This window comes from Caldanaerobacter sp. (genome assembly GCF_049701115.1).
Taxonomy (GTDB): Bacteria; Bacillota; Thermoanaerobacteria; order Thermoanaerobacterales; family Thermoanaerobacteraceae; genus Thermoanaerobacter.
This window is the reverse complement of record NZ_JBNATX010000030.1, coordinates 1-21,774: the sequence shown is the minus strand read 5'-3', so window position 1 is coordinate 21,774 and position 21,774 is coordinate 1. Positions and strand designations below refer to the sequence as shown.

At 35.3% G+C, this 21,774-nt stretch carries 22 protein-coding genes; 21 read left to right on the top strand and 1 reads right to left on the bottom strand.

Going from position 1 to position 21,774, the window contains the following annotated elements:
- Window positions 1-222: 222 nt before the first annotated feature.
- The 19 genes from ACPLVE_RS08815 to ACPLVE_RS08725 all read left to right on the top strand — a co-directional run bounded on the left by ACPLVE_RS08815 (window position 223) and on the right by ACPLVE_RS08725 (window position 19,482).
- Window positions 223-2,298, top strand: a complete 2,076-nt coding sequence (locus tag ACPLVE_RS08815) for a BglG family transcription antiterminator (protein WP_424611192.1) — start codon at window positions 223-225, stop codon at window positions 2,296-2,298.
- Window positions 2,299-2,318: 20 nt separating this feature from the next.
- Complete coding sequence (locus ACPLVE_RS08810; RefSeq protein WP_424611191.1) at window positions 2,319-2,609, top strand: PTS sugar transporter subunit IIB; 291 nt, start codon at window positions 2,319-2,321, stop codon at window positions 2,607-2,609.
- A 27-nt stretch (window positions 2,610-2,636) separates the two neighbouring features.
- Window positions 2,637-3,902 (top strand): PTS ascorbate transporter subunit IIC, encoded by a 1,266-nt coding sequence (locus ACPLVE_RS08805; protein ID WP_424611190.1) that lies wholly within the window; start codon window positions 2,637-2,639, stop codon window positions 3,900-3,902.
- Window positions 3,903-4,014: 112 nt separating this feature from the next.
- Window positions 4,015-5,322, top strand: a complete 1,308-nt coding sequence (locus tag ACPLVE_RS08800) for an acetamidase/formamidase family protein (RefSeq protein WP_424611189.1) — start codon at window positions 4,015-4,017, stop codon at window positions 5,320-5,322.
- Window positions 5,323-5,433: 111 nt separating this feature from the next.
- Window positions 5,434-6,606 (top strand): iron-containing alcohol dehydrogenase, encoded by a 1,173-nt coding sequence (locus ACPLVE_RS08795; RefSeq protein ID WP_424611188.1) that lies wholly within the window; start codon window positions 5,434-5,436, stop codon window positions 6,604-6,606.
- Between the two features lie 115 nt (window positions 6,607-6,721).
- Window positions 6,722-9,241 (top strand): transglycosylase domain-containing protein, encoded by a 2,520-nt coding sequence (locus ACPLVE_RS08790; protein WP_424611187.1) that lies wholly within the window; start codon window positions 6,722-6,724, stop codon window positions 9,239-9,241.
- Window positions 9,242-9,333: 92 nt separating this feature from the next.
- Entirely contained in the window at window positions 9,334-10,506 is a 1,173-nt protein-coding gene (locus ACPLVE_RS08785; RefSeq protein WP_424611186.1) for a M28 family metallopeptidase, read from the top strand.
- Between the two features lie 5 nt (window positions 10,507-10,511).
- Window positions 10,512-11,399 (top strand): damage-control phosphatase ARMT1 family protein, encoded by an 888-nt coding sequence (locus tag ACPLVE_RS08780; RefSeq protein WP_424611185.1) that lies wholly within the window; start codon window positions 10,512-10,514, stop codon window positions 11,397-11,399.
- Between the two features lie 89 nt (window positions 11,400-11,488).
- Window positions 11,489-11,776: an ArsR/SmtB family transcription factor gene (locus ACPLVE_RS08775; protein WP_424611184.1), complete on the top strand. Its 288-nt coding sequence runs from the start codon at window positions 11,489-11,491 to the stop codon at window positions 11,774-11,776.
- A 61-nt stretch (window positions 11,777-11,837) separates the two neighbouring features.
- The gene (locus ACPLVE_RS08770; RefSeq protein ID WP_424611183.1) at window positions 11,838-12,086 is read left to right on the top strand and encodes a 4Fe-4S dicluster domain-containing protein; all 249 of its coding nucleotides are present in this window, start codon (window positions 11,838-11,840) and stop codon (window positions 12,084-12,086) included.
- Window positions 12,087-12,091: 5 nt separating this feature from the next.
- Entirely contained in the window at window positions 12,092-12,466 is a 375-nt protein-coding gene (locus ACPLVE_RS08765) for a heterodisulfide reductase subunit A-like protein (RefSeq protein WP_424611182.1), read from the top strand.
- A 251-nt stretch (window positions 12,467-12,717) separates the two neighbouring features.
- Complete coding sequence (locus tag ACPLVE_RS08760; RefSeq protein WP_424611181.1) at window positions 12,718-13,812, top strand: C4-dicarboxylate ABC transporter; 1,095 nt, start codon at window positions 12,718-12,720, stop codon at window positions 13,810-13,812.
- A gap of 96 nt (window positions 13,813-13,908) precedes the next feature.
- Window positions 13,909-14,928: an arsenic resistance protein gene (locus ACPLVE_RS08755; protein ID WP_424611180.1), complete on the top strand. Its 1,020-nt coding sequence runs from the start codon at window positions 13,909-13,911 to the stop codon at window positions 14,926-14,928.
- A 17-nt stretch (window positions 14,929-14,945) separates the two neighbouring features.
- A complete protein-coding gene (locus ACPLVE_RS08750) occupies window positions 14,946-15,077 on the top strand; it encodes a hypothetical protein (RefSeq protein ID WP_269077455.1) in 132 nt (43 codons plus the stop codon).
- 94 nt (window positions 15,078-15,171) lie between these two features.
- Window positions 15,172-15,711 carry a flavodoxin family protein gene (locus tag ACPLVE_RS08745; RefSeq protein ID WP_424611179.1) on the top strand — a complete coding sequence of 180 codons (540 nt, stop codon included), beginning with the start codon at window positions 15,172-15,174 and terminating at the stop codon, window positions 15,709-15,711.
- An 82-nt stretch (window positions 15,712-15,793) separates the two neighbouring features.
- A complete protein-coding gene (locus tag ACPLVE_RS08740; protein ID WP_424611178.1) occupies window positions 15,794-16,378 on the top strand; it encodes a TetR/AcrR family transcriptional regulator in 585 nt (194 codons plus the stop codon).
- Window positions 16,379-16,430: 52 nt separating this feature from the next.
- Complete coding sequence (locus ACPLVE_RS08735) at window positions 16,431-17,414, top strand: acyl-CoA dehydratase activase-related protein (RefSeq protein ID WP_424611177.1); 984 nt, start codon at window positions 16,431-16,433, stop codon at window positions 17,412-17,414.
- A gap of 1 nt (window position 17,415) precedes the next feature.
- Complete coding sequence (locus ACPLVE_RS08730; protein WP_424611176.1) at window positions 17,416-18,513, top strand: acyl-CoA dehydratase activase-related protein; 1,098 nt, start codon at window positions 17,416-17,418, stop codon at window positions 18,511-18,513.
- A gap of 6 nt (window positions 18,514-18,519) precedes the next feature.
- Window positions 18,520-19,482: an acyl-CoA dehydratase activase gene (locus tag ACPLVE_RS08725; RefSeq protein WP_424611175.1), complete on the top strand. Its 963-nt coding sequence runs from the start codon at window positions 18,520-18,522 to the stop codon at window positions 19,480-19,482.
- A gap of 91 nt (window positions 19,483-19,573) precedes the next feature.
- Here ACPLVE_RS08725 and ACPLVE_RS08720 read toward each other — a convergent pair whose 3' ends face one another.
- Window positions 19,574-20,062, bottom strand: coding sequence for an ECF transporter S component (locus ACPLVE_RS08720; RefSeq protein ID WP_424611174.1), 489 nt, complete (start codon window positions 20,060-20,062; stop codon window positions 19,574-19,576).
- 169 nt (window positions 20,063-20,231) lie between these two features.
- On the opposite strand from ACPLVE_RS08720, the gene ACPLVE_RS08715 reads away from it, so the two are divergent.
- Entirely contained in the window at window positions 20,232-20,957 is a 726-nt protein-coding gene (locus ACPLVE_RS08715; protein ID WP_424611173.1) for a phosphate ABC transporter ATP-binding protein, read from the top strand.
- The gene (locus tag ACPLVE_RS08710) at window positions 20,954-21,706 is read left to right on the top strand and encodes an ABC transporter permease (protein WP_424611172.1); all 753 of its coding nucleotides are present in this window, start codon (window positions 20,954-20,956) and stop codon (window positions 21,704-21,706) included. The genes ACPLVE_RS08715 and ACPLVE_RS08710 overlap by 4 nt, the downstream gene beginning before the upstream one ends.
- Window positions 21,707-21,774 lie beyond the last annotated feature (68 nt).

Sequence of the window (21,774 nt, the reverse complement as noted above, 5' to 3'; positions counted from 1 at the left end):
TGCTCTCTTTTTTATAGATTTCTTTTTCCCCACCCCAACATTTATTATAGAACCAACTTTAAAAGGGGGTGACCCCTTTATTTTTTTGGCAAAATAATAGTTTACTTTTGCCACAATTCTATTGAAAAATGTTAAGCTTTTCATTATCATAGAAGTATAATATAATTTACTTAAAAAGAGGTGATAATTATCACTCTCAATGATAGAAGTAAACAAATTTTGATGAAACTTATCAATTCAAATGAGCCAATAAAAATTTCTGAGCTTGCAAAATTATTCAATGTAAGCTCTAGAACTATAAGGTATGACCTCGATGCTATTGATGAGTTTTTAAAGTATAATAATTTGCCACAATTAATTAGAAAACCGAATGTAGGCGTGAAATTTTCTGAACCATTGGAATACAGGAACAAAGCTCTGTCCTTATTAGACGCCCTTTCTCCTTATTATTACAACTTATCCCAGAAGGAAAGAGTAAATGTAATATTAAGCGAGCTTATTCAACAGAGAGACTACATCACAATAAACACTTTAGCTGAAAAGCTTATGGTTTCAAGAAGCACAGTCATAAGCGATTTAAAAAAAGTAAAAGAATGGTTAGAGGAAAGAGGGCTTTACCTTAAAGCTTTACCCAAATACGGTGTAAAAGTCGTTGGAGATGAAAAGCAGTTAAGAAGAGCTGCTATTGAACTTCTTACAGAAGCAATAGATATTGACAAAGCATTGGATATTGTAAAAGCACCTTTTTATGGGCGAAGTTTGGACGGCAGTAGTCAGATTGCAAAGCTTTTTGAGGATATAGACATACCGTATATAGAGCAATGCGTGCAGATAGCAGAAAGAGAGTTAGAGACAATTTTTTCCGATGCAGCTTTTTCTGGACTTGTGATTCACATAGCGATTGCAATAAAGAGAATTCAACTGGGCAAGGATATAGTAATGCCAAAAGAGGAATTAAAAGCTTTAGAAATGACTAAGGAATTCGCTGTTGCATCAAATATAGCTAAGATGTTAGAAGACCGCTTCAATGTATCAATACCTGTAGATGAAATTGGATACATCACTATCCATTTATTAGGAAGCAATGTAGCTAAGCCTAAAACTTACCTCAATGAAAACTGGATTGAATATCAGCTTCTTACAGAAAAAATCATACGAAATGTTAGTGAGAGGATAAAAGAAAACCTTTTAGAAGATCAGCAACTTTTTGAAGGGTTATTAGATCATTTGAGACCCACGATATACCGCTTGAAGCACGATTTAAAATTAAAAAATCCCATTCTAGACGAAATTAAAGCTAATTACAGAGAACTTTTTGAAATAGTCAGAGAGAGCTTAAAGCCTATTGAAGAGTACACAGGCAGGAACTTGAATGAAGAAGAAATAGGTTATTTTGTCATACATTTCGGTGCAGCAATAGAAAGAAAAAAGACCGCTATTTCTATTAAGCCCAATGTATTAGTTGTATGTAGCACAGGAATAGGGACAGCAAAACTCCTTTCTTCCAGATTACAATCTGTTTTTGATGTACACATAGTTGACACTATCGCTTTTCACCAGATTAAAGAGGTTTTAAAGGATAAAAAAATAGACTTGATAGTGTCTACTATTCCACTCAAATGTGATGAAGTAAAAGCAGTCGAGGTCAATCCTCTTCTCACAGATAGGGATATAGAAAAATTGAGTAAATTCCTCGCTAAGCCTCAAGACAAGCGTTTGGATGTGGTAGACGAGCTTATGGAAATCATAAATAGGCATTGTGTAATAAAAGATCGCGAAAAATTGCTAGAAGATTTACTAATTTTTTTCAACATAGCATCATATGAGAATAAGAGAGGAGTTGTTCATCCGGTGTTGAAGGACCTTTTGACAAAAGATACCATAAAGTTAAATGTTGAGGCAAAAGATTGGGAAGAAGCTGTAAGGATAGGAGGTGAGTTGTTAGAGAAAAGCGGTGTTGTAGAGTCTAGGTACATTGAGGCAATGATAGAGACGGTAAAAGATATGGGTCCTTATATAGTTATTGCTCCTGGTGTGGCAATGCCACATGCAAGGCCGAATGCTGGTGTAAAAAAAGTAGGTATGAGTTTAATTACATTAAAAACCCCAATAAATTTTGGTAATAAAGATAATGACCCAGTTAAAATAGTAGTTTCCTTTGCTGCCGTAGATAATACACAGCATTTAGAGGCATTGCGGCAGTTGGTAGAAGTTTTGTCTAATAATGAATTATTAAAAAAGATTATGAATGCAAAAAGTGAAGAAGAAGTAATAGAATTAATCAACCAAATAAATTAAAAAAATGAGGTGTTTGTAAGATGGAAAAGAAAAAATTAAAGATAATGGCTGTATGTGGAATGGGCTTAGGAAGTTCTTTGGTACTAAAAATGAGTATAGAAAAAGCAGTGAAGGAGTTAAATTTGGAGGCAGAGGTTATTACTACAGATATAACTACAGCAAAAGGAGCGGGAAGCGATGTGGATATAGTAATCACTTCTAATGAACTAGCTCAACAATTGGAGGGCATAAAACCCAAAATAGCAGTGGTAAAAAATTATGTTAATGTGCAAGAAATTAAAGAAGCTATAAATAAAGCTTTAAATACTTAAAAAAGTTAGAGAGGAGGTAAATAGATAATGGCTTTTCTTAAGTTTCTTCAAGATATCTTAAGTGTTCCTGCCATTTTAGTAGGTATTGTGGCATTTATAGGTTTAATAGTGCAGAAAAAGACTTTCTCAGAAGTAATAACTGGCAGTATAAAAACTGTTCTGGGATTCTTAATTTTAGTAGCTGGTGCCGTTACTTTGATAGGCTCGCTTAATGCTTTAGGACCAATGTTAGAGGTGGGGTTTGGAATAAAAGGAGTAGTACCTAACAATGAAGCTATAGTTGCTATAGCTCAAAAGACTTTGGGGAAGGAAACAGCTCTAATAATGGTTTTTGGATTTTTGGTTAATATACTATTAGCCAGGTTCACTCCTCTTAAGTTCATATGGCTTACTGGACACCATAGCTTTTATATGGCATGCCTAATTTCTGCTACATTAGGTACTGCTGGATTAAGTGGAGTATGGTTAGTAATTGTAGGGTCAATTATTTTGGGATTAATGCAAGTATTAATGCCTGCGTGGATTCATCCATACATGAGGAAAGTGACAGGGACAGATGATATTGCATTAGGACATTTTGGAACGTTAGGGTATTTTGTATCAGGAACAATTGGGAAATGGTTTGGGAATCCAGAAGATAGTACTGAAAATCTTTCTTTCCCTAAAGGGCTAGGCTTTTTAAGAGAGTCATTAGTTGCAACTGGCGTTACGATGATAATTGTATTTCTTATTGCAGCTTTTGCTGCTGGAGGTACCTACGTAGAGACTAAGTTAAGTGGAGGTCAAAACTTCATAGTTTATTCCATAGTAGAGGCGTTGACCTTTGCAGCGGGAGTAGGCGTAGTAATTTATGGTGTTAGAATGATTGTTGCAGAAATTGTACCGGCTTTTAAAGGTATTTCTGATAAAATAGTCCCTGAAGCAAAACCTGCTTTGGATTGCCCTGTTACGTTCCCTTATGCGCCCAATGCTGTCATTATAGGTTTCATATTCAGTTTCTTAGGCGGAATAGTTTCTATGCTCTTAATGCCAATGTTTAAACTTCCTGTGATAATTCCTGGCCTTGTGCCTCACTTCTTTGTGGGTGGTACGGCGGGAGTAATAGGTAATGCAATGGGAGGAAAAAGAGGTGCAATATTAGGTTCTTTTGTAAATGGAATCATTATAAGCTTTGGTGCTGCGTTCCTATTGCCAGCATTAGGAGCTCTTGGATTTGAAAACACAACTTTTGGCGACTCGGATTTCCAGTGGTTAGGAATTTTGATAAGCTTAATAGGCCGTCTATTCAAGTAAATCGGGAGAGCCGCAAAGGCTCTCTCTTTTTTATGCAGGAGTTTTGGCTTTTTTATAGAATTTAATATTTATTACAGGTTGATATTTAAAACTGTAAAAGGAGGTTAGGAGTATGGAAGCGAGAAATGTCGTATATGTGGATGAGTTTACCGATGGCATTCTTGATCCTGAAAAAGAAATGATAAAAGCAGTAAAGGATGGAGGATACATTATAGCTAATACTGCGCCGGGGTGTTGGGGGCCAATGCTTACTCCGAAATTAAAAGGGGGACATGAGGTTACCAAACCGGTTTTTGTTGAAAATGCAGAAGTTGGTGATGCAGTAGCAATATATATTGAAGATATTCAGGTAACATCAATTGCTACAGCTTCAGGTAAAGAAAAGGTAATAGAAGGAAGATATATAGGCGATCCTTTTGTAGCTGCTAAATGTCCTAACTGTGGCACAGTATATCCAGAAACTGTTATAGAAGGTGTGGGGCCAGATTCTATACGCTGTGCTAATTGTGGAGCAGATGTAGTTCCATTTAAATTTGAACACGGTTATACTATGGTCTTAGATAAAGAAGAAAATATTGGAGTAACTGTAGGCAAAGAGGCTGCAGAAAAAATAGCAGCAAATGGAAGAGAATATATGAGGATACCTCATAATTCCGTTCAAAATCCTGCAGTTACTTTAGCACCTCATGATCTGGTAGGAGTAATCTCACGAATGAGGCCTTTTTTAGGGCAGTTAGGGACATTGCCCTCTATAAAAATGCCGGACTCTCATAACGCAGGAGATTTTGGCACATTTTTGATAGGTGCTGAACATGAATATGCTATTACTAAAGAAGAATTAGAAAGGCATAGAACGGATGGACATATGGATATAAATAGAGTTAGAAAAGGAGCAGTAATTATTGCCCCTGTTAAAGTAAAAGGTGCTGGAGTGTATATGGGTGATATGCACGCGATGCAGGGGGATGGAGAGATAGCAGGCCATACTACTGATGTTGCTGGGATAGTTACACTTAGAGTGAAAGTATTAAAAGGCTTGAAAATAGATGGGCCAATATTGTTACCTAATTTTGAAGATTTGCCATATTTAGCTCGTCCTTTTACAGAAGAAGAGCTTGAAAAAGCTAAGAAATTAGCAAACCAGTGGGAAGTCGATTCGTTAGAGAAATCATATCCGCTTTCTTTTATAGGTACGGGAGCAAATTTGAATGAAGCTGTAAACAATGGTTTAGAAAGAGCTGCAAAATTTTTAGAGTTGCCTTTGCCAGAAGTTTTGAACAGAGCTACCATAACAGGATCAATTGAAATAGGGCGATTGCCAGGGGTAGTTACAGTTACATTTTTGGTTCCAGTAGAAATTTTAGAAAGGAAGGGTATATTGGATATAGTAAAAAAGCATTATACAAAAACAGAAAAATAACTTTTTAATTCCTTGCCCCTATAGATTTTGGGGCGTTTTTGTTTTATTTTTTATTCATGGTATAATTTCTTTAAAGAGATGCATTTTTAAAGTTAAAAGGGGATGAGAGCAGTGAAAGACTTTATTTTTTCAAGTCCTACAAAGATTATTTTTGGTAAGGGAACAGAGGAGCAAGTTGGTAAAGAAGTAAAAAATTATAGCAATAAGGTATTGTTATGCTATGGTGGAGGAAGCATAAAAAAATCTGGCTTATATGATAAAGTTATAAATTCTTTGAGAGAAGAGAAAGTTGAATTTGTAGAGCTATCAGGGGTAAAGCCTAATCCTAGGCTTAGCCTTGTGCAGGAAGGAATAAAATTAGTTAGAGAAAACAACATAGATTTTATTTTAGCTGTTGGTGGGGGAAGTGTTATTGATACTGCAAAGGCTATCGCAATGGGAGTGCCTTATGAAGGGAATGTTTGGGACTTTTTTGAAGGAAAGGCAGAATTGAAAGAAGCTCTTCCTGTGGGAGTGATTCTTACCATTCCAGCAACAGGCAGTGAGGCAAGTGATGCTACAGTTATCACAAATGAAGATGGGTGGTATAAGATAGGTTTTCACCATGAACTTTTAAGGCCTAAGTTTGCAATTATGAACCCAGAGCTTACATATACATTGCCGAATTATCAAACGGCCTGTGGTGTTGCAGACATTATGGCCCATATAATGGAGAGGTATTTTGTGAATGAAGAAGGAGTTGAGTTGACTGATAGACTCTGTGAGGCTACATTGAAGACTGTGATAAATAATGCCCGCATCGTTTTAAAAGACCCTGCTAATTACAATGCGAGGGCGCAGATTATGTGGGCCGGCACAATTGCTCACAATGACCTTCTTAACACTGGAAGAGGAAGAGGAGATTGGGCATCACATAAAATTGAGCACGAACTAAGCGCCATTTACGATATTGCTCATGGAGCAGGCCTTGCTATTGTATTTCCTGCATGGATGAAGTATGTTTATAAAAACAACATTAATAGATTTGTTCAGTTTGCTGTAAAAGTTTGGGACGTTGATTTGCCGTACGAAAACTTAGAAGAAATTGCTCTGGAAGGGATTAGAAGAACAGAAGAATTTTTTAAAGAGATTGGACTTCCAGTTAGATTGAAAGAGGCAGGCATTTCGGACGATAGGTTTGAAGAGATGGCCGATAAGTGTACAAAGGGAGGCACCAGGACAATAGGAGATTTTGTTAAACTTAATAAAGAAGATATAATAAAAATTTACGAGTTGGCAAGGTAAAAGTCAGTATTTTAGCTGGCTTTTCTTTTTTGTTACAATTTGGACATAAAAAAGTGATATAATTTATGATATAATCAATATGATTAGATAAACCATAATTTTATGGGGGATCAGTATGGATAAAAATAGCGATTTAAACCTAAAAAGAAGCCGGAGAAAAAAGAATGGTGAAAAGAAGAAAAAAAGCTCCTTTAAGTTTTTTCTCAAATGGATTGGAGTTACATTTCTCATTCTGTTTTTTGCAGCGGTTGGGGCAATCGGTGGAAAAGTTCTGGCTATAATTAAAAACACTCCTCCAATTTCTCAGGAGGCTTTGACGTCCCAGGCACAGTCTTCTATTGTTTATGCAAAAGACGAAAATGGCAACTGGCAAAGAGTAGCAATACTTCATGGTGCTGATAATAGACTGTGGGTTCCAATAGAGAAAATACCTAAGAATTTGCAAAATGCTTTTGTGGCAATAGAGGACCAGCGTTTTTATAAGAACAAACTGGGAATCGACCCAAAGAGAATTATTGGAGCTCTTATTGCAGATATTATGGCGGGAGGGAAGCCTGTAGAAGGTGCCAGTACTATTACACAGCAACTTGTGAAAAACACCATGCTTTCCAGTGAAAAAACCATTACCAGAAAAATACAGGAAATGGTTTTGGCTTGGAGATTGGAGCAGGTGTATACAAAGGAGCAGATATTGGAAGCATATCTAAACACCATATATTTAGGAGGACCTGGCGTTAATGCTTATGGAGTTCAGGCAGCATCTTTGGCTTATTTTGGGAAAGATGTTAGCCAGTTAGATCTTGCGGAATGTGCTATGATTGCTGGAATTACGAATAATCCATCCCGTTATTCTCCATACGCTGATCTAGAAGCTGCTACAGAAAGGCAACATTTAGTGTTAAAGAAAATGCTGGAACAAGGCTATATAACAAAAGAAGAATATGAAAAAGCGATCTCAGAAAAATTAGTTTTCAAGAAGACCAATTTTACCACTTATGAGCATAAATATTTTATTGACCAAGTTATAAATGATGTGGCAGACGCTTTGTCTCAGCAGCTTAACATCTCTCATGATGAAGCAATAAAGAAGATATACACAGGTGGTTTAAGGATTTACTCTACTATGGATTTAAAAATACAAAAGACAATGGAAGAAGCTTTTAACAATCCTAAGTTATTCCCTCCTGATATAAAAGATAAAAATGGGAATCTGAGAATGATTCAGGGCGCAATGGTAGTGATGGACTGGAGGACTGGCGAGGTAAAGGGAATTGTAGGAGGTAGAGAGACGGACGAGACTAGAGGAAAGACGAGGATATTTAACTATGCAACGCAAGGTGGAAGACCTGCTGGTTCTTCTATAAAGCCTCTTACAGTTTATGGTCCTGCCTTAGAGAAAGGTTATACGGCAGCTACTGTTGTGGATGATGTTCCCGTTTTTTATAAACAATGGAACTGGGAGCCCCATAACTATGAAAGCGGGAAGTATAGAGGCCTCATGACCTTTAGAGAGGCTTTAACATATTCTGAGAATGTTCCTGCGGCAAGGATAGTTGTAGAAATGATTGGGCTTCCTACTGCAGCGGAGTATGGGAAAAAATTTGGACTCAACATTACAAAAGATGTTGCTTCTTCTCCTGCTGCTCTTGCATTAGGAGCAGGAGGTGCGGTTACTCCGCTGCAAGAAGCTGCAGCTTATGGAGCTATAGCTAATGGAGGAGTATACACCACCCCCTTTACTTTTACTAAAGTCACAGACTCTGAAGGAAAGCTTTTAGTTGAAAATAAGCCTTCACAGCACATTGTGCTGACCCCACAAAACGCCTATATCTTAACTAGCATGATGCAGGATGTGGTGAAATACGGTACAGGTACAAATGCAAGACTTCCTAATATGCCTGTAGCGGGGAAAACAGGTACAAATGAAAACTACAATGACGCTTGGTTTACAGGCTTTACCCCTTATTACGTAGGTTCTGTATGGATGGGGACAGGAGAAAATATTCCTATGATATACGGAGGGAGGGGAATTGTAGGAGGGTCTTATCCGGCGATATTGTGGAGAACAGTCATGGCAGAGATACACAAAAATTTGCCCTATAAAGATTTTGAAAGGCCTCCAGGGATTGTTTCTGTGACGGTTTGCAAGGACTCTGGATTACTTCCAACTGACCTGTGTCACCAAGACCCGAGAGGTGACAGGACCTATACAGAAATTTTTGCAGAAGGAACGCAGCCTACCACCTATTGTACTGTGCACGTGCTGGCAAAAATCAATTCGCAGAATGGCAAATTAGCGACAGAGTTTACTCCACCAGATTTAGTTAAAGAAGCGGTATTTATTGACCCTCCAGGCAGGACTCCTGAACAAAATGCGGTAGCATTGGATGGCAAATATGTGGTGCCAAAAGAATATGACGATACTCCACCTTCTCCGCAACCGCCATCGTCAGAAATATTGCCGCCAGAGAACACACAAACGCCACAGCCTTCGAATGGAACAGCACCACAGCCGCCGGGCAATACTCCTCCTAATAATGGTGGGAATGGTAGCACAACACAAAATCCTCCTCAAAACAATAATAACAATTCGAAGAATCCCCCAGGGAACCCTCCTAAAAGTAGTACTCCTTAAGCCCAAAAGAGCCCACCTAAAGTAGAGGGTGGGCTCTTTTGAAATTTTATGGTATATTTAATTTAGAAAGATTGTGAGAGGGGGCTTTTATTTTGAAGAGCAGTAAGGAATATTTAACAAGATTAGTACAATTTGGGCATAGAGGTTCAGCGACGAAAAATGAGAAGGAAGCAGCAGAATATATAAAAAAAGAGCTTGAGAATATCGGATATCAAACAGAAATACATAGTTTTAAAACGACAAGGGACAATCTATATATGCTGCCGTTACAAGTGGGGGTCTTGTTACTTATTGCAGGCCTTCTTTCCTTGCTTTACGGCAATATAATGAACGCAATAGCTTTCTTCCTCAGCATATTTGGAGTCATGATTCTTCTGATGGAGATAAGCGGTGTTCCTGTAGAGACAAGCATAATGCCCAGGTTTCTTTCCCAGAATGTTTTTACAAAATTTGATGACACAAAAGAAAAAAAGATAATTGTATCTGCTCATTATGATACCCAGAAAGCCAGTATAATGTTTCATCCAAAAGTAGTGGATTATCTCGGGCTAATATACAATATTTCTTATTTTGGTTTTGCATTAGTTCCTCTGGGAATAGTATTTAACGTATTAAAAATGTATTTTTTAGGGAATATATTACTCAAAATAGGACTCTTGATAGTAATTGCTAATATCATTTTTATGACTATTTGTGAAATTACAGGAAAATACACGCAAGGAGCAAATGATAATGGTACGGGTGTTTCACTGGCATTGGCTTTGGCGGAATATTATGTCCTTAACCAAGATAAATTTCCCGGAAATGTCGATATTGTGTTTTTGTTTACAGGGAGTGAGGAAACAGGGGAGAGGGGAATGAAATATTTTATAAAAAGATATGGGAGAAAACTCCCACAGGATACGCAGTTTATTATCCTTGATAACCTTGGATGGGGTAAGATTACATATCTTGAAGGAGAGGGTATGATTTTTTACAAGAAAGCAGGTAAAATGTTGCTTGAAATTGCAGATGCAATGAGGAAAGAAAACAAGGATAAGGTTCAAAGAATGAAAAATTTGCTTCTGCCTACAGATGCGCTACCTGTTATGACTGCAGGTTTTGATGCTATAGCTTTTCTTGCAAAAGATGAGAAAGGGAGATTAGGAAACTATCACTGGCACACAGATACAATAGAAAATGTAGATATGAAACTTTTGGAATATGAAGAGGGATTTTTTAAAGAGTATTTAAAAAGAGTCGCTGAAAGTTTAAGTAAAAGATAATTGGGGTGGTAAAATTGAAATTAGATGCCCAATGTATACCATGTATATTAAATCATGCGTATAGGATTGCAGATAAATACATAAAAGACGAAGAGAAAAAAATACTTTATTTGAAGGATCTAATGAGATTTATTATAAATACTCCTCTCACAAAAGCATCCCCCTATATAACTGCGTATTCTTACAGGCTTTTGAAAAGTTATATAAACGTAGAAGAAAACTTTGATTTTTATAAGGAAGAGAGAATGTATTTTAATAAAACTCTTCTTAATCTTGTAAAAGACCTTGAAGAGATTATAAAAAACTCGAAAGACAGGCTTTTGACTGCTGTAAAAATTGCTGCAGCAGGCAATATAATAGATTTTGGTGCTTTTGTTAATATTGAAAAGGATGTAATGGAAAAGGTCATTAAACCTACTTTAAAGAAAGAATTTCCTATGGATGTGTATGATAAGTTTAAAAAGGACCTCAAATCAAGTAAATACCTTCTTTATTTGGGTGATAATTCAGGAGAAGTTGTTTTAGATATGCTTTTAATAAAGGAGATAAAAAATTACAATCCAGACTTACAAATAATCTTTGCCACAAGAGGAGGATATGTGTTAAATGATGTGACGAAAGAGGACGCTTATATGGTGGGAATAGATAAATTTGCCATTATAATCGATAATGGTACGGATATTCCTGGTACAGACTTAGAAGAGGTCTCAGAAGAATTCATGAATTGGTTTAGAAAAGCAGATATAATTATATCGAAAGGACAGGGGAATTTTGAGACTTTAGGAGATGTTCATGGACATAATATTTATTTTATTTTTTTGTGCAAATGTGATCTTATTATGAAAAAGACTAATCTCAAAAGCCTTGATATCGCTTTTTTAAATGTAGAGTAATTTGACCTTTATTATTAACGAATTGACAAAAAATTAACTTGACTATATTTGAAAAATCGAATATAATTTATATGAAAGGGTGAAAAGAAGTGGAAGCTGACGTATATAATAAAGCTGCCGAATACTTTAAAGCATTATCGCATCCTACAAGAATAAAAATAATAGAGCTTTTAAGCAAGAGGGAAATGTGCGTATGTCAAATGATGGCAGCACTAAATTTAGACCAATCCCATGTATCAAGGCATTTAATGGTACTAAGAGCAAATAAAATGGTGAAAACCAGAAGAGAAGGGACTATAATTTATTATTCTTTAACAGATGAAAATATCATACACATTATTGAGGAAGTGAAAAATATCTTTCTTGTCACAAAGTAAATTTTTTTACTTGATATATTCGAATATTCGAATATAAGAATATATAAGGAGGTTAATATAAATGATAATTGCTTTTTTAAACGCTGGAGAGGAGGTGAAATATGTGGCAAAGAATTGGTATCCTATAATAGATAAAGATAAATGCATTCAGTGCTATCAATGTGTGAACTTTTGTCCACACGACGTTTATACCATTGGTGACGATGGGTATCCGGCTGTTGTAAATCCAGACAACTGCGTGGAATTTTGCCGTGGATGTTCAAAGATTTGTGATAATGAAGCTATAACATATTTTGGAGATAGGAGGTAATTTTTATGAGTAAAAAAGGATTACTTTTATGTGTCTGCCAAGGCACATGTCCATCATTTCAAGAGATGGATACATTTGAAGTTTTGAACACTTTAAGAAGAGAAGGAATTTTTGAATGGGTAGGATTACATCCTCAACTTTGTGCAGATGATGGAGATAGGTATTTAAGGGAATTATTAAGAGGAGCTCAAATAGATGAACTTTATGTTGCTGCCTGTGATCCTACAATGCAGAGAAAAATGTACAGAGATGCTTTTGATGACGTAGGATTTCCTAGAGATAAGCATATTGGAATCGAGATAAGAAACATGAATACACAGCAGGTTATTGAGGAAATAAAGAAAGCTGTTGCTCAAAGAGAACAATCTCAAAATAAATAATTATTTAAAGGAGGTTTTAATTATTGAGAGAAAGAGAAAAAGATTTAGCAATAATCAGAACCTCCTTTTTTAAATTATCAAGTCTATTTCGAATTATTTTTTTTATCCTGAGATATAATAAGAATGTTGTAGAGAATATTAAGGCAGATTAATTATGTAATTCGAGTATTTTTACATGATTTATTGACATATGTTAATTATGCTGATATAATATATTCGTTAATTCGAATATATTAATGGAGGTACGATCAATGGAACACAGAATATGCTTTAACTGCATTATAAGACACTTTTCACCGGCATGGTATGCATCCGTTATGGGTACTGGTGGATTTGCTAATGTTCTTTATTTGTTAAGTGCAAAAATGCCTTTTTTAAAACCAGTAGCTGTAGCACTTTTCTTTTTAAATATATTTTTGTTTTTAATATTTATAATTCCGTGGGTAGGAAGATGGTTTTTACATTTTGATAAATTAATAGAGGATTTAAAGCATCCTGTTATGTCTAACTTTTTTGTTACTATGCCTGTAGGAGGTTTAATTCTTGGAACAAACTTTTTTATGATAGGTAAGGAATATTTTAGCATGGCATTTATTGTGACTTTGGGCACAATTTTGTGGATATATGGTGTAGCTCTTGCCTTAATTTTTGGAGTTTTTGTAACATACAATATGATGATAACAGAGGGTATAGGTCCTGAGCTTACAAATTACTCATGGTATATAACTCCTGTTGCAAGTATTGTAGTGCCTTTATTAGGGAATCTTTTAGTTAAGGCTTATGCTGCTAAAAATATGGAATTGGCAAAATTAATAAACATTACAGATATAGTTTTTTATGGAATTGGATTAATGCTATTCATAATCTTGGGAAGTATTATTTTGAATAGATTTATAACTGGTGCTATGCCGCATGCTATGGCAACACCAACTTTCTGGATTATACTTGGTCCTATTGGTGTAGGAACTGTAAGTTTGATGGGTATTGCTGACGCTTCGAAGGAAATAGGGTTAATTTTGGTGGCAGATTCTTTAAAGATGCTTTCACTAATTTTATGGGGTTTTGGACTTTGGGCATTTGTGCTTACTGTTATAATAACAATTAAATATCTTATGGAAGGTGGAATACCTTTTTCACTTTCGTGGTGGGCATTTATATTTCCACTGTCAGCATATACTTTGTCAGCTTTTAGTGTATTTATGTATACAAAAATACAGCTTATATATTGGTATACAGTATTATTAGCAATTTTACTTGCTATATTGTGGATAAGCACTTTTATAAAGTCTTTGATTGGAACGCTTAATGGTACACTATTGGTTCCACCAGAAAGTAATAAAAGATAGTTGGATATTTTGGCCAGTAGGCCAAAATATTTTAACTTAAATATTTGATAAATCGAATATTTAAAAGTTCTTTTTAAGCTAAAAGGAGTGTAAGAAATGGTTAATCTTAAAAAATTGCAAAGCCATCTCAATAATTGGATGCTTGTTTATACCTTGATATTAATTATTGCTGGTGTATGGGTAGGCTATGGGCATAGCGCTACTTTATGGGTAAAAGCAAATCAGCAGTTTTTAACTCTTTTAAATACTATTGCAGTTTTCTTTATCATCTATCCTATGATGGTAAATGTTAAACTTGAATTGCTTTTAAAGTCAATGAAAAATTGGAAGGCATTGTTATTAAGTTTGATATATAACTTTGCTTGGGCGCCGATTTTTGGATATTTTATTGCAACATATATGATTAAAGATCCTACTTTGTCAATTGGATTTTTATTGGTTATGGTGGTTCCTTGTTCAAGTATGAGCATTACTTATACAGGTCTTGCTGAAGGAGATGTTGAATTAAGCACTATGATTGTGGCTTTAAGTTTTATTGCGGCAATTTTTGCAGTTCCATTTTGGATGAGGATTTTTGCTTCTCATACGAATGTTCCTGTACCGACAGGTCAACTACTTATGTCTATATTAGAAGTTCTTATTTTGCCAATGGTGTTAGGTTATTTAACAAGGACTTTGGTAGTGAGAGCTTTTGGAGAAGAGAAATTTAAAAATATACAACCAATTTTTCCATCTATATCTATAATTTCAATGTACATTTTAATTTTCTTGATATTCTTTAGTAAAGCTGGTATGGTTGTTGATAAAATAGGATTAATATTGTTTTTGCTTGTTCCAAATGCTATCTTTATTGCAGTTACACTGATATTTGTTACATGGCTTAATAAAGTATTGCACTTTTCGTATAAAGAACATGTGGCAATTGTATTTGCTAGTACAGGGAAAAATAATGGGACTGCTGTTGCACTAGCTACTGCCGCTTTTTCTCCTATGGTTGCTATACCAGCAGCTACTATGCCTATCTTTCAGATTATTTTACTGATTTTATATCTTAAATTAGGGCCTTGGATAAAGAAGTATTATGAACCCGTAAATAAAAGAATCTCAGAAGAATAATCAATTACTATGGAGAGTTGATTGCAGAAGCAACGCAAGTTATCAGAATGAACGGAAAAGTTGAAGATATTACGGCAACCATACACACACATCCAACATTAAGCGAAATAATAGCAGAAGCAGCAGAAAAAGCGTTAAGTAGCTTTTAATGTTTTTCCAGTAAATATTATTTCTATAAAAGAATGCCGTCAAACAAGTTGAAAATTGGTATAAAATGTTAAAAGACACGAAAGGGGTGAGGAGATGAATATTTTATATATTTCCGGAAGTCCACGGAAAAAGAGCAACACTGACATTCTTTTAAAATTGACCATGTCAATTACAGGAGGAGAATTTATAAAACTTGCAGATTATAATATAAAGCCATGTCTGGCTTGTTGGGCCTGCCAAAAGGATGGGGAGTGCCCTATAGAAGATGAGATGACAGAAAAACTTATACCAATGCTTTTAAAAAGTGATGCAATTGTAATAGGAAGTCCAGTTTTTTTTAACAACATTTCTGCTCAACTTAAGGCTTTTATAGATAGAACTTGGTGTATAAAAGGACAGTTAAAAAACAAAATTGGCGGTGCTATTGTAGTGGGTAGAAAGTATGGGCATGAAAGTGCTATAACAGCTATAAATGCATTTTTTCTTAAACATGAGATGATTCCAGCAAATAGAGGTGTTTGCGGAATTGCTTATAAAGAAAGAGAAATTTTGAATGATACGGAAGCAATAGAGGCGACGAAAAGATTGGGAAAGCGTATATTAGAACTTGGAGAAATATTAGGAATTAAATAGCAAGGCATATTTTGTTTTTTGCTTAAATATGTTATAATACTTATGCAAGCAATTACTTGCATAAATGTTGTGAGGTGTTTTGATGGGTGATTCGGTTAAGGAAAAGATAGTTGTATCTACTTTAAAACTAATTTCTGAAAAGGGGTATAGGTCTACAACTACAAGAAATATTGCAGAAGAGGCAGGAGTAAATGAAGTTACAATTTTTAGGTGTTTTAGAAGTAAAAAAGATATAGTCCTTTATGCTTTGAAAGAGCTGGAACTACTTAAACCCATGGATAAAAAGATATTGGAGAAGTGTAAATGGAATTTAAAAGAAGACCTTTTGATGTTGGCTGAAGAGTATCACAAGAATTTTACAGAAGATAAAGCTAAAATTATGATAGGTTTGAGAAGTCCAGAGATTTTTGAAGAGGTAAAGGAGTACTTGATGAGGATTCCAAAAGGTTTCAAGGATGTTTTAATTGAATATTTTAAGATAATGTATCAAAAGGGCATGTTAAATACAGATGATTTTGAATTACTGGCTTTTTCGTTTTTATCGTTAAATTTTGGCTTTATACTAATGAAAGCTTCTTACGGCAGAAAGTTGATTGGCTTCAGCAATGATGAGTTTGTCCGTAGAAGCATTGAAATTTTTGTAAAAGGAATAGCGAAAAGTAGTTGATGTGGTGTAAAATATATAGTATAGTAAGGTGCTGGGAGAGGAGAATGATTAAGTGAGAATTGGCATTCCTAAAGCCCTTATGTATTATTTTTATTTTCCCTTCTGGAAAACCTTCTTTGAGAGTTTGGGCTTCGAAGTAGTCACTTCTGATGATACCTCAAAAACCATATTAGATATTGGTGTAAAAGAGGCGGTAGCTGAAATATGCCTTCCTATGAAGGTTTATACGGGCCATGTTCTTAATTTGTTAGAAAAAGGAGTAGATTACATATACATTCCCCGTTTTGTGAGTTTGAGAAAAGGGATTTTTATGTGTCCTAAATTTATGGGTTTGCCTGACATGATAAAAGGTCTTTTTGATGGGATTGAAGAGAGGATTTTAACTCACCATATAGTTTCAAAGACCTTAGATATTTCTGAATTTCACAATTATACTATATTTATAGAAAAATTTGGAATTAACAAAAAGGACTTAAAGAAAGCTTTAGCAAAGGCAAGAGAAGAATGGCTTAAGTTTCGGAGGTTAAACAAAGAAGGGTATGATATAAATGAGCTTTTGACAAATAATAAACCTCAAAAATACGATGGTGATATAACTATAGGGCTTTTAGGTTATGTGTACAATGTGTACGATAGATTTGTAAATATGGACATATTTAGTGTCTTCAGAAGGCTTAATATAAAAGTAATTACTTTTGATATGATGGAGGAAAAGGTGATATATAAAAACCTGAGAGATTTCAGGAAAAACATGTTTTGGGAATTTACAAATATGCTATTAGGAACGGCTTATGAATTTATGAAGAGAGATGATATTGACGGAATCATTCATTTGACTGCTTTTGGATGCGGACCGGATTCTATTCTTGAGCCTTTTTTGACGATAGATTCTGAGAAGAATAAAAAGCCTTTTATGACAATAAGAATTGATGAGCAGACTGGAGAGAGTCACGTTATAACGAGAGTAGAGGCTTTTACTGATTTGATAAGAATGAAAAAGTACAAAGCCCAGGAAAAGATGAAAGGCGTGATATAGGATGAAGATTACTTTTCCCTACATGGGTTCCCCCTATATGTATGAAAAGCTGTTTACTCTTTTGGGTCATGAAGTGATAACTCCACCACGGCCTTCTCAGAAGACTGTAGATTACGGGGTAAAGTACAGTCCCGAATTTGCATGCTTTCCCTTGAAAGTCATTTTAGGTACATATCTTGAGGCTTTAGAAATGGGTGCAGATACCATAGTCACATCAGGGGGAAATGGGCCTTGTAGAGCAGGTTATTATGGAGAGGCACAAAAAAAGATACTCAGGAACATGGGTTATGATGTGGAATTTATCATATTTGATGAACCTAAAAGGGATATTAAGGTTTTTATGGATAATGTGAAGAGAATAAAAGGGAAAAATTCATGGACAAAAGTTTTGAAGGTGGCAAAAGTTGTATATGATATGGCCAAATCTATGGACAAAGTGGAGAAAATAGTTGAAGTAAAAAGGGCTTATGAATGCAAAAGAGGGGAATTTACGAAGGCATGGCATGAGATAATGGAGGAGTACAGGAAAATAGAATCTTCTGAGGATGTAAAAAAGGTGGAGAAAGAGGCGATTGAAAGAATAAACAGCATAAAGGTTTGTGAAGTTCCAGAGGAAGAGAGGATAAGGATTGGAATAGTGGGAGAAATATATGTGGTAATGGAGCCTTCTATAAATGGGAATATAGAAGAGGTTTTAAATACCTATGGTGCTGAGGTTGAGAGGTCCCATTATATCTCTGAATGGATAGATTTTAATTTAATACCTTTGCCTTCTTACAAGGAGAAAGAACATCAAATATTGAAAAAAGGTGAGAAATACATTGAGATAATAATTGGAGGGCATGCCAAACAGTCTGTGGGTGCAATAATAGACTTTATGGACAGAGGATTTGATGGGGTAATCCATTTAAAGCCATTTGGATGTCTACCCGAACTTATAACAGAAAGTGCCATCAGCAAAATAATAAGAGAATACGACTTTCCAATTCTTACACTTTCTATAGATGAACAAATGGCTGTTGCCAATACTTTGACTAGGATAGAAGCTTTCCTTGATGTTATTAAATTAAGAAAACGCAGAAAAAAGATAGCGAGGTAGGGAAAAGTGGAAAAGGTATATATTGGAGTGGATGTTGGATCTGTGAGCATAAATGTTGTTGCTATTGACGATGAAACGAATATTTTATTTGAATCCTATGTGAGAAATGTAGGGCAACCGATTGATATTGTAAAAGAAGAACTTAAAAAACTTCATAAAGAGTTGCCAGGTAAAGAGATAGGAGGGGTAGGAGTTACAGGTAGTGGAAGACAACTCATTGGATATGTTTTAGGAGCGGATGTGGTGAAAAACGAGATAACTGCTCATGCTACTGCCACTCTTTATTTTCATCCCAATGTGAGTACAATTTTTGAGATCGGAGGACAAGACTCCAAGTTAATCATAATAAATGATGGTACTATAGCCGATTTTGCCATGAACACTGTTTGTGCTGCAGGAACAGGGTCATTCTTGGACCATCAAGCGCAAAGGCTTGGAATAAAAATCGAAGAATTTGGTGAGATAGCCCTGACGGCCAAAAGAGAAGTTAGAATTGCTGGAAGATGTACTGTTTTTGCTGAGTCGGACATGATATCAAAACAACAGTATGGTTTTAGCAAGGCGGAAATACTAAAAGGATTGTCTAAAGCATTGGTAAGAAACTATATGAATAATTTGGTCAGAGGTAGAAAATTAAAGCCTGATTTCGTATTTCAGGGGGGTGTGGCGGCTAATATTGCCATAAAGAAGGCTTTTGAAGAGGAAGTAGGACATGAGGTAATAGTGCCTAAGTATTACAATATCATGGGAGCGATAGGTATCGCAATGATTGCCAGAGAAGAAGTAAAGCGCTTAGGAGTACATACTAAATTTAAGGGATTTGATGTATCGGAAGAGAAATTTGAAACTACTACTTTTATCTGCAAGGCTTGTCCTAATGAATGTGAGATAATCCAAATCAAAGCGAATGGGAAGATAATCGCTATGACTGGAGACAGGTGTGGGAGATATTCAAATTCTATTATATGATTATTAGCGAGTAGAAATTGTTGGATAGTAGTAATTGGGAGGTGGCATTTTGTGCTGTACTCTGAGCTTTTGCACAAAATACCACCTTTTATTATTGCTCTTTCGCTTTTTTGAAATAATTTTCAAGAAATGCAATTACTATAATTCCTAATGTACCTCCTATTAAAGCTGTTATAAGCTGAGGCGTTGTAAAAGCCTGTACAATTTTTAGGGGAACTTTTACGTTAAAGAGTTGCATTATATATTTTACTGATAAAGCAAGCCATATAAACTTAACTACAGCACCTATTATCATTCCTATTATTTTGTTTTTTTGTGTTGAAAAGAGCATTACATATAACCCATTACCTACCATTATAAAAGGAATCATTAAAGGAAATCCCATTATGCCTACTAAAAATGCAATTATCGGAGTTAAGAGTCCTATTGTGACTCCTGACCACATTCCAACGGTGCCAGCCGCGATTAAAAGCATTGCATTAACGATAGAACCTGTTATGAGTTGGGGCATTTTTAAAAATTGAAATATCAGTGTGATGGCGAGTAAAATAGCAGTTCTTGTGATGAATTTTGTATCCATGGAATCGCCTCCTTTCCTCTTATTGTCAATTATATTTTATTACTTTATCAAAAGAATGTCAAATAAATATCAAAGTTAAAAAGAAATTTTTAGCTTTGTTGACTTTTCCACAAAGAAAGGATACAATTTAAATATAAATGTAACAGTTGTTACAATAGAGGTGATTTGTATGAAAAAAATAGAATTTAAAGAGGTTAGTTACGTCACTTCTGAAAAAGAGATATTGAAAAACATTTCTGTAAAGTTTGAAGGTGGAGCAATACATACTATTGTTGGCCCTTCTGGAGCTGGAAAATCAACTTTTATTAAGCTGATAAACCGATTGATAGATCCAACCCATGGCAGTATTTTAATAGACGACGTGGATATTAGAACAATGGACGTAATAGATTTGAGGAGAAAGATTGGAATGGTTTTTCAAAAGCCTCATCTTTTTGAAGGAACAGTTAAAGAAAATATTGAGTATGGGCCAATGCTCAAAGGAGAAAAAAATGTGGATGTGAAGTATTATTTGAGTATTGTGGGATTAAACAATGAATATGCTACAAGGGATGTGAAAAATTTATCAGGAGGTGAACAGCAAAGAGTTTCTATAGCTAGAACTCTTGCAAATAAGCCGGAAGCTCTTTTGCTTGATGAGCCTACTTCAGCCCTTGACCCTACTTCTACAGAAACAATAGAGAAGTTGATGATTGAGTTAAAGGAAAAAATTAATTTGACGATTATTTGGATAACTCATAATATAGATCAAGCTAGGCGCATTGGAGATTACACAGCATTGCTTAACAAAGGCCAATTAATAGAATATGCTAAAACTTATGATTTTTTTACAAGTCCCCAAAATGAAATTACAAAATTATTCATACAAGGTAAATTAAAGGAGGAAGTTAAATGAGTGTATTGTCTTTGACATTGGCATCAAGTCTTGTGCTAATATCTATTTTTGTTTCTTATTATCAAAAACTGGGAATTGAAAAGGAAATAGTCATAGGTACCATAAGAGCGGTTGTACAGCTTACGATAGTAGGGTACATTTTACATTACATATTTGCTGCAAACAATGCTTTGTTTACTTTGGCAATGGTAACTTTAATGATAGTAGTTGCTGGGAATAATGCTTCAAAGAGAGGAAAGGGAATACCAAATGTTTTTTATTTTATCACTTTTTCAATTGCTTTAAGTGCTGCGATTACAATTTCTTTACTCATTCTGTTTGGAAATATTCATTTTAGGCCACAGGAAGTCATACCTGTATCAGGAATGATAATAGGGAATTCGATGGTGGCTTCCGGACTTGCTGTTTCAAGGTTAAAGGACGAGATAAAAAATAGGTCAGAAGAGATAGAGGCGTATTTGTCACTTGGTGCAACTTCAAGACAAGCGGCTCAAAAGGTGATAAAGACAGCGATAAAGACCGGGATGATTCCAACAGTTGACAGCATGAAAACTCTGGGTATCGTGCAACTACCAGGGATGATGACAGGGCTCATATTAGGAGGAGTGGACCCCATTGAGGCAGTTAAGTACCAGATAATGGTTACTTTTATGCTGGCATCAACAGTAGCGATTTCATGTTTTGCGGTGACTTTTCTAACGTACAGGGCATTTTTTACAAAACAACATCAGTTAAGGCAGGCTTTTTAGCCTGTTTTCAGATTGTTGACAAACTTAAAGAAGTGGCATTTTGTGTGTAAATGCGACTTGTTGTCAAA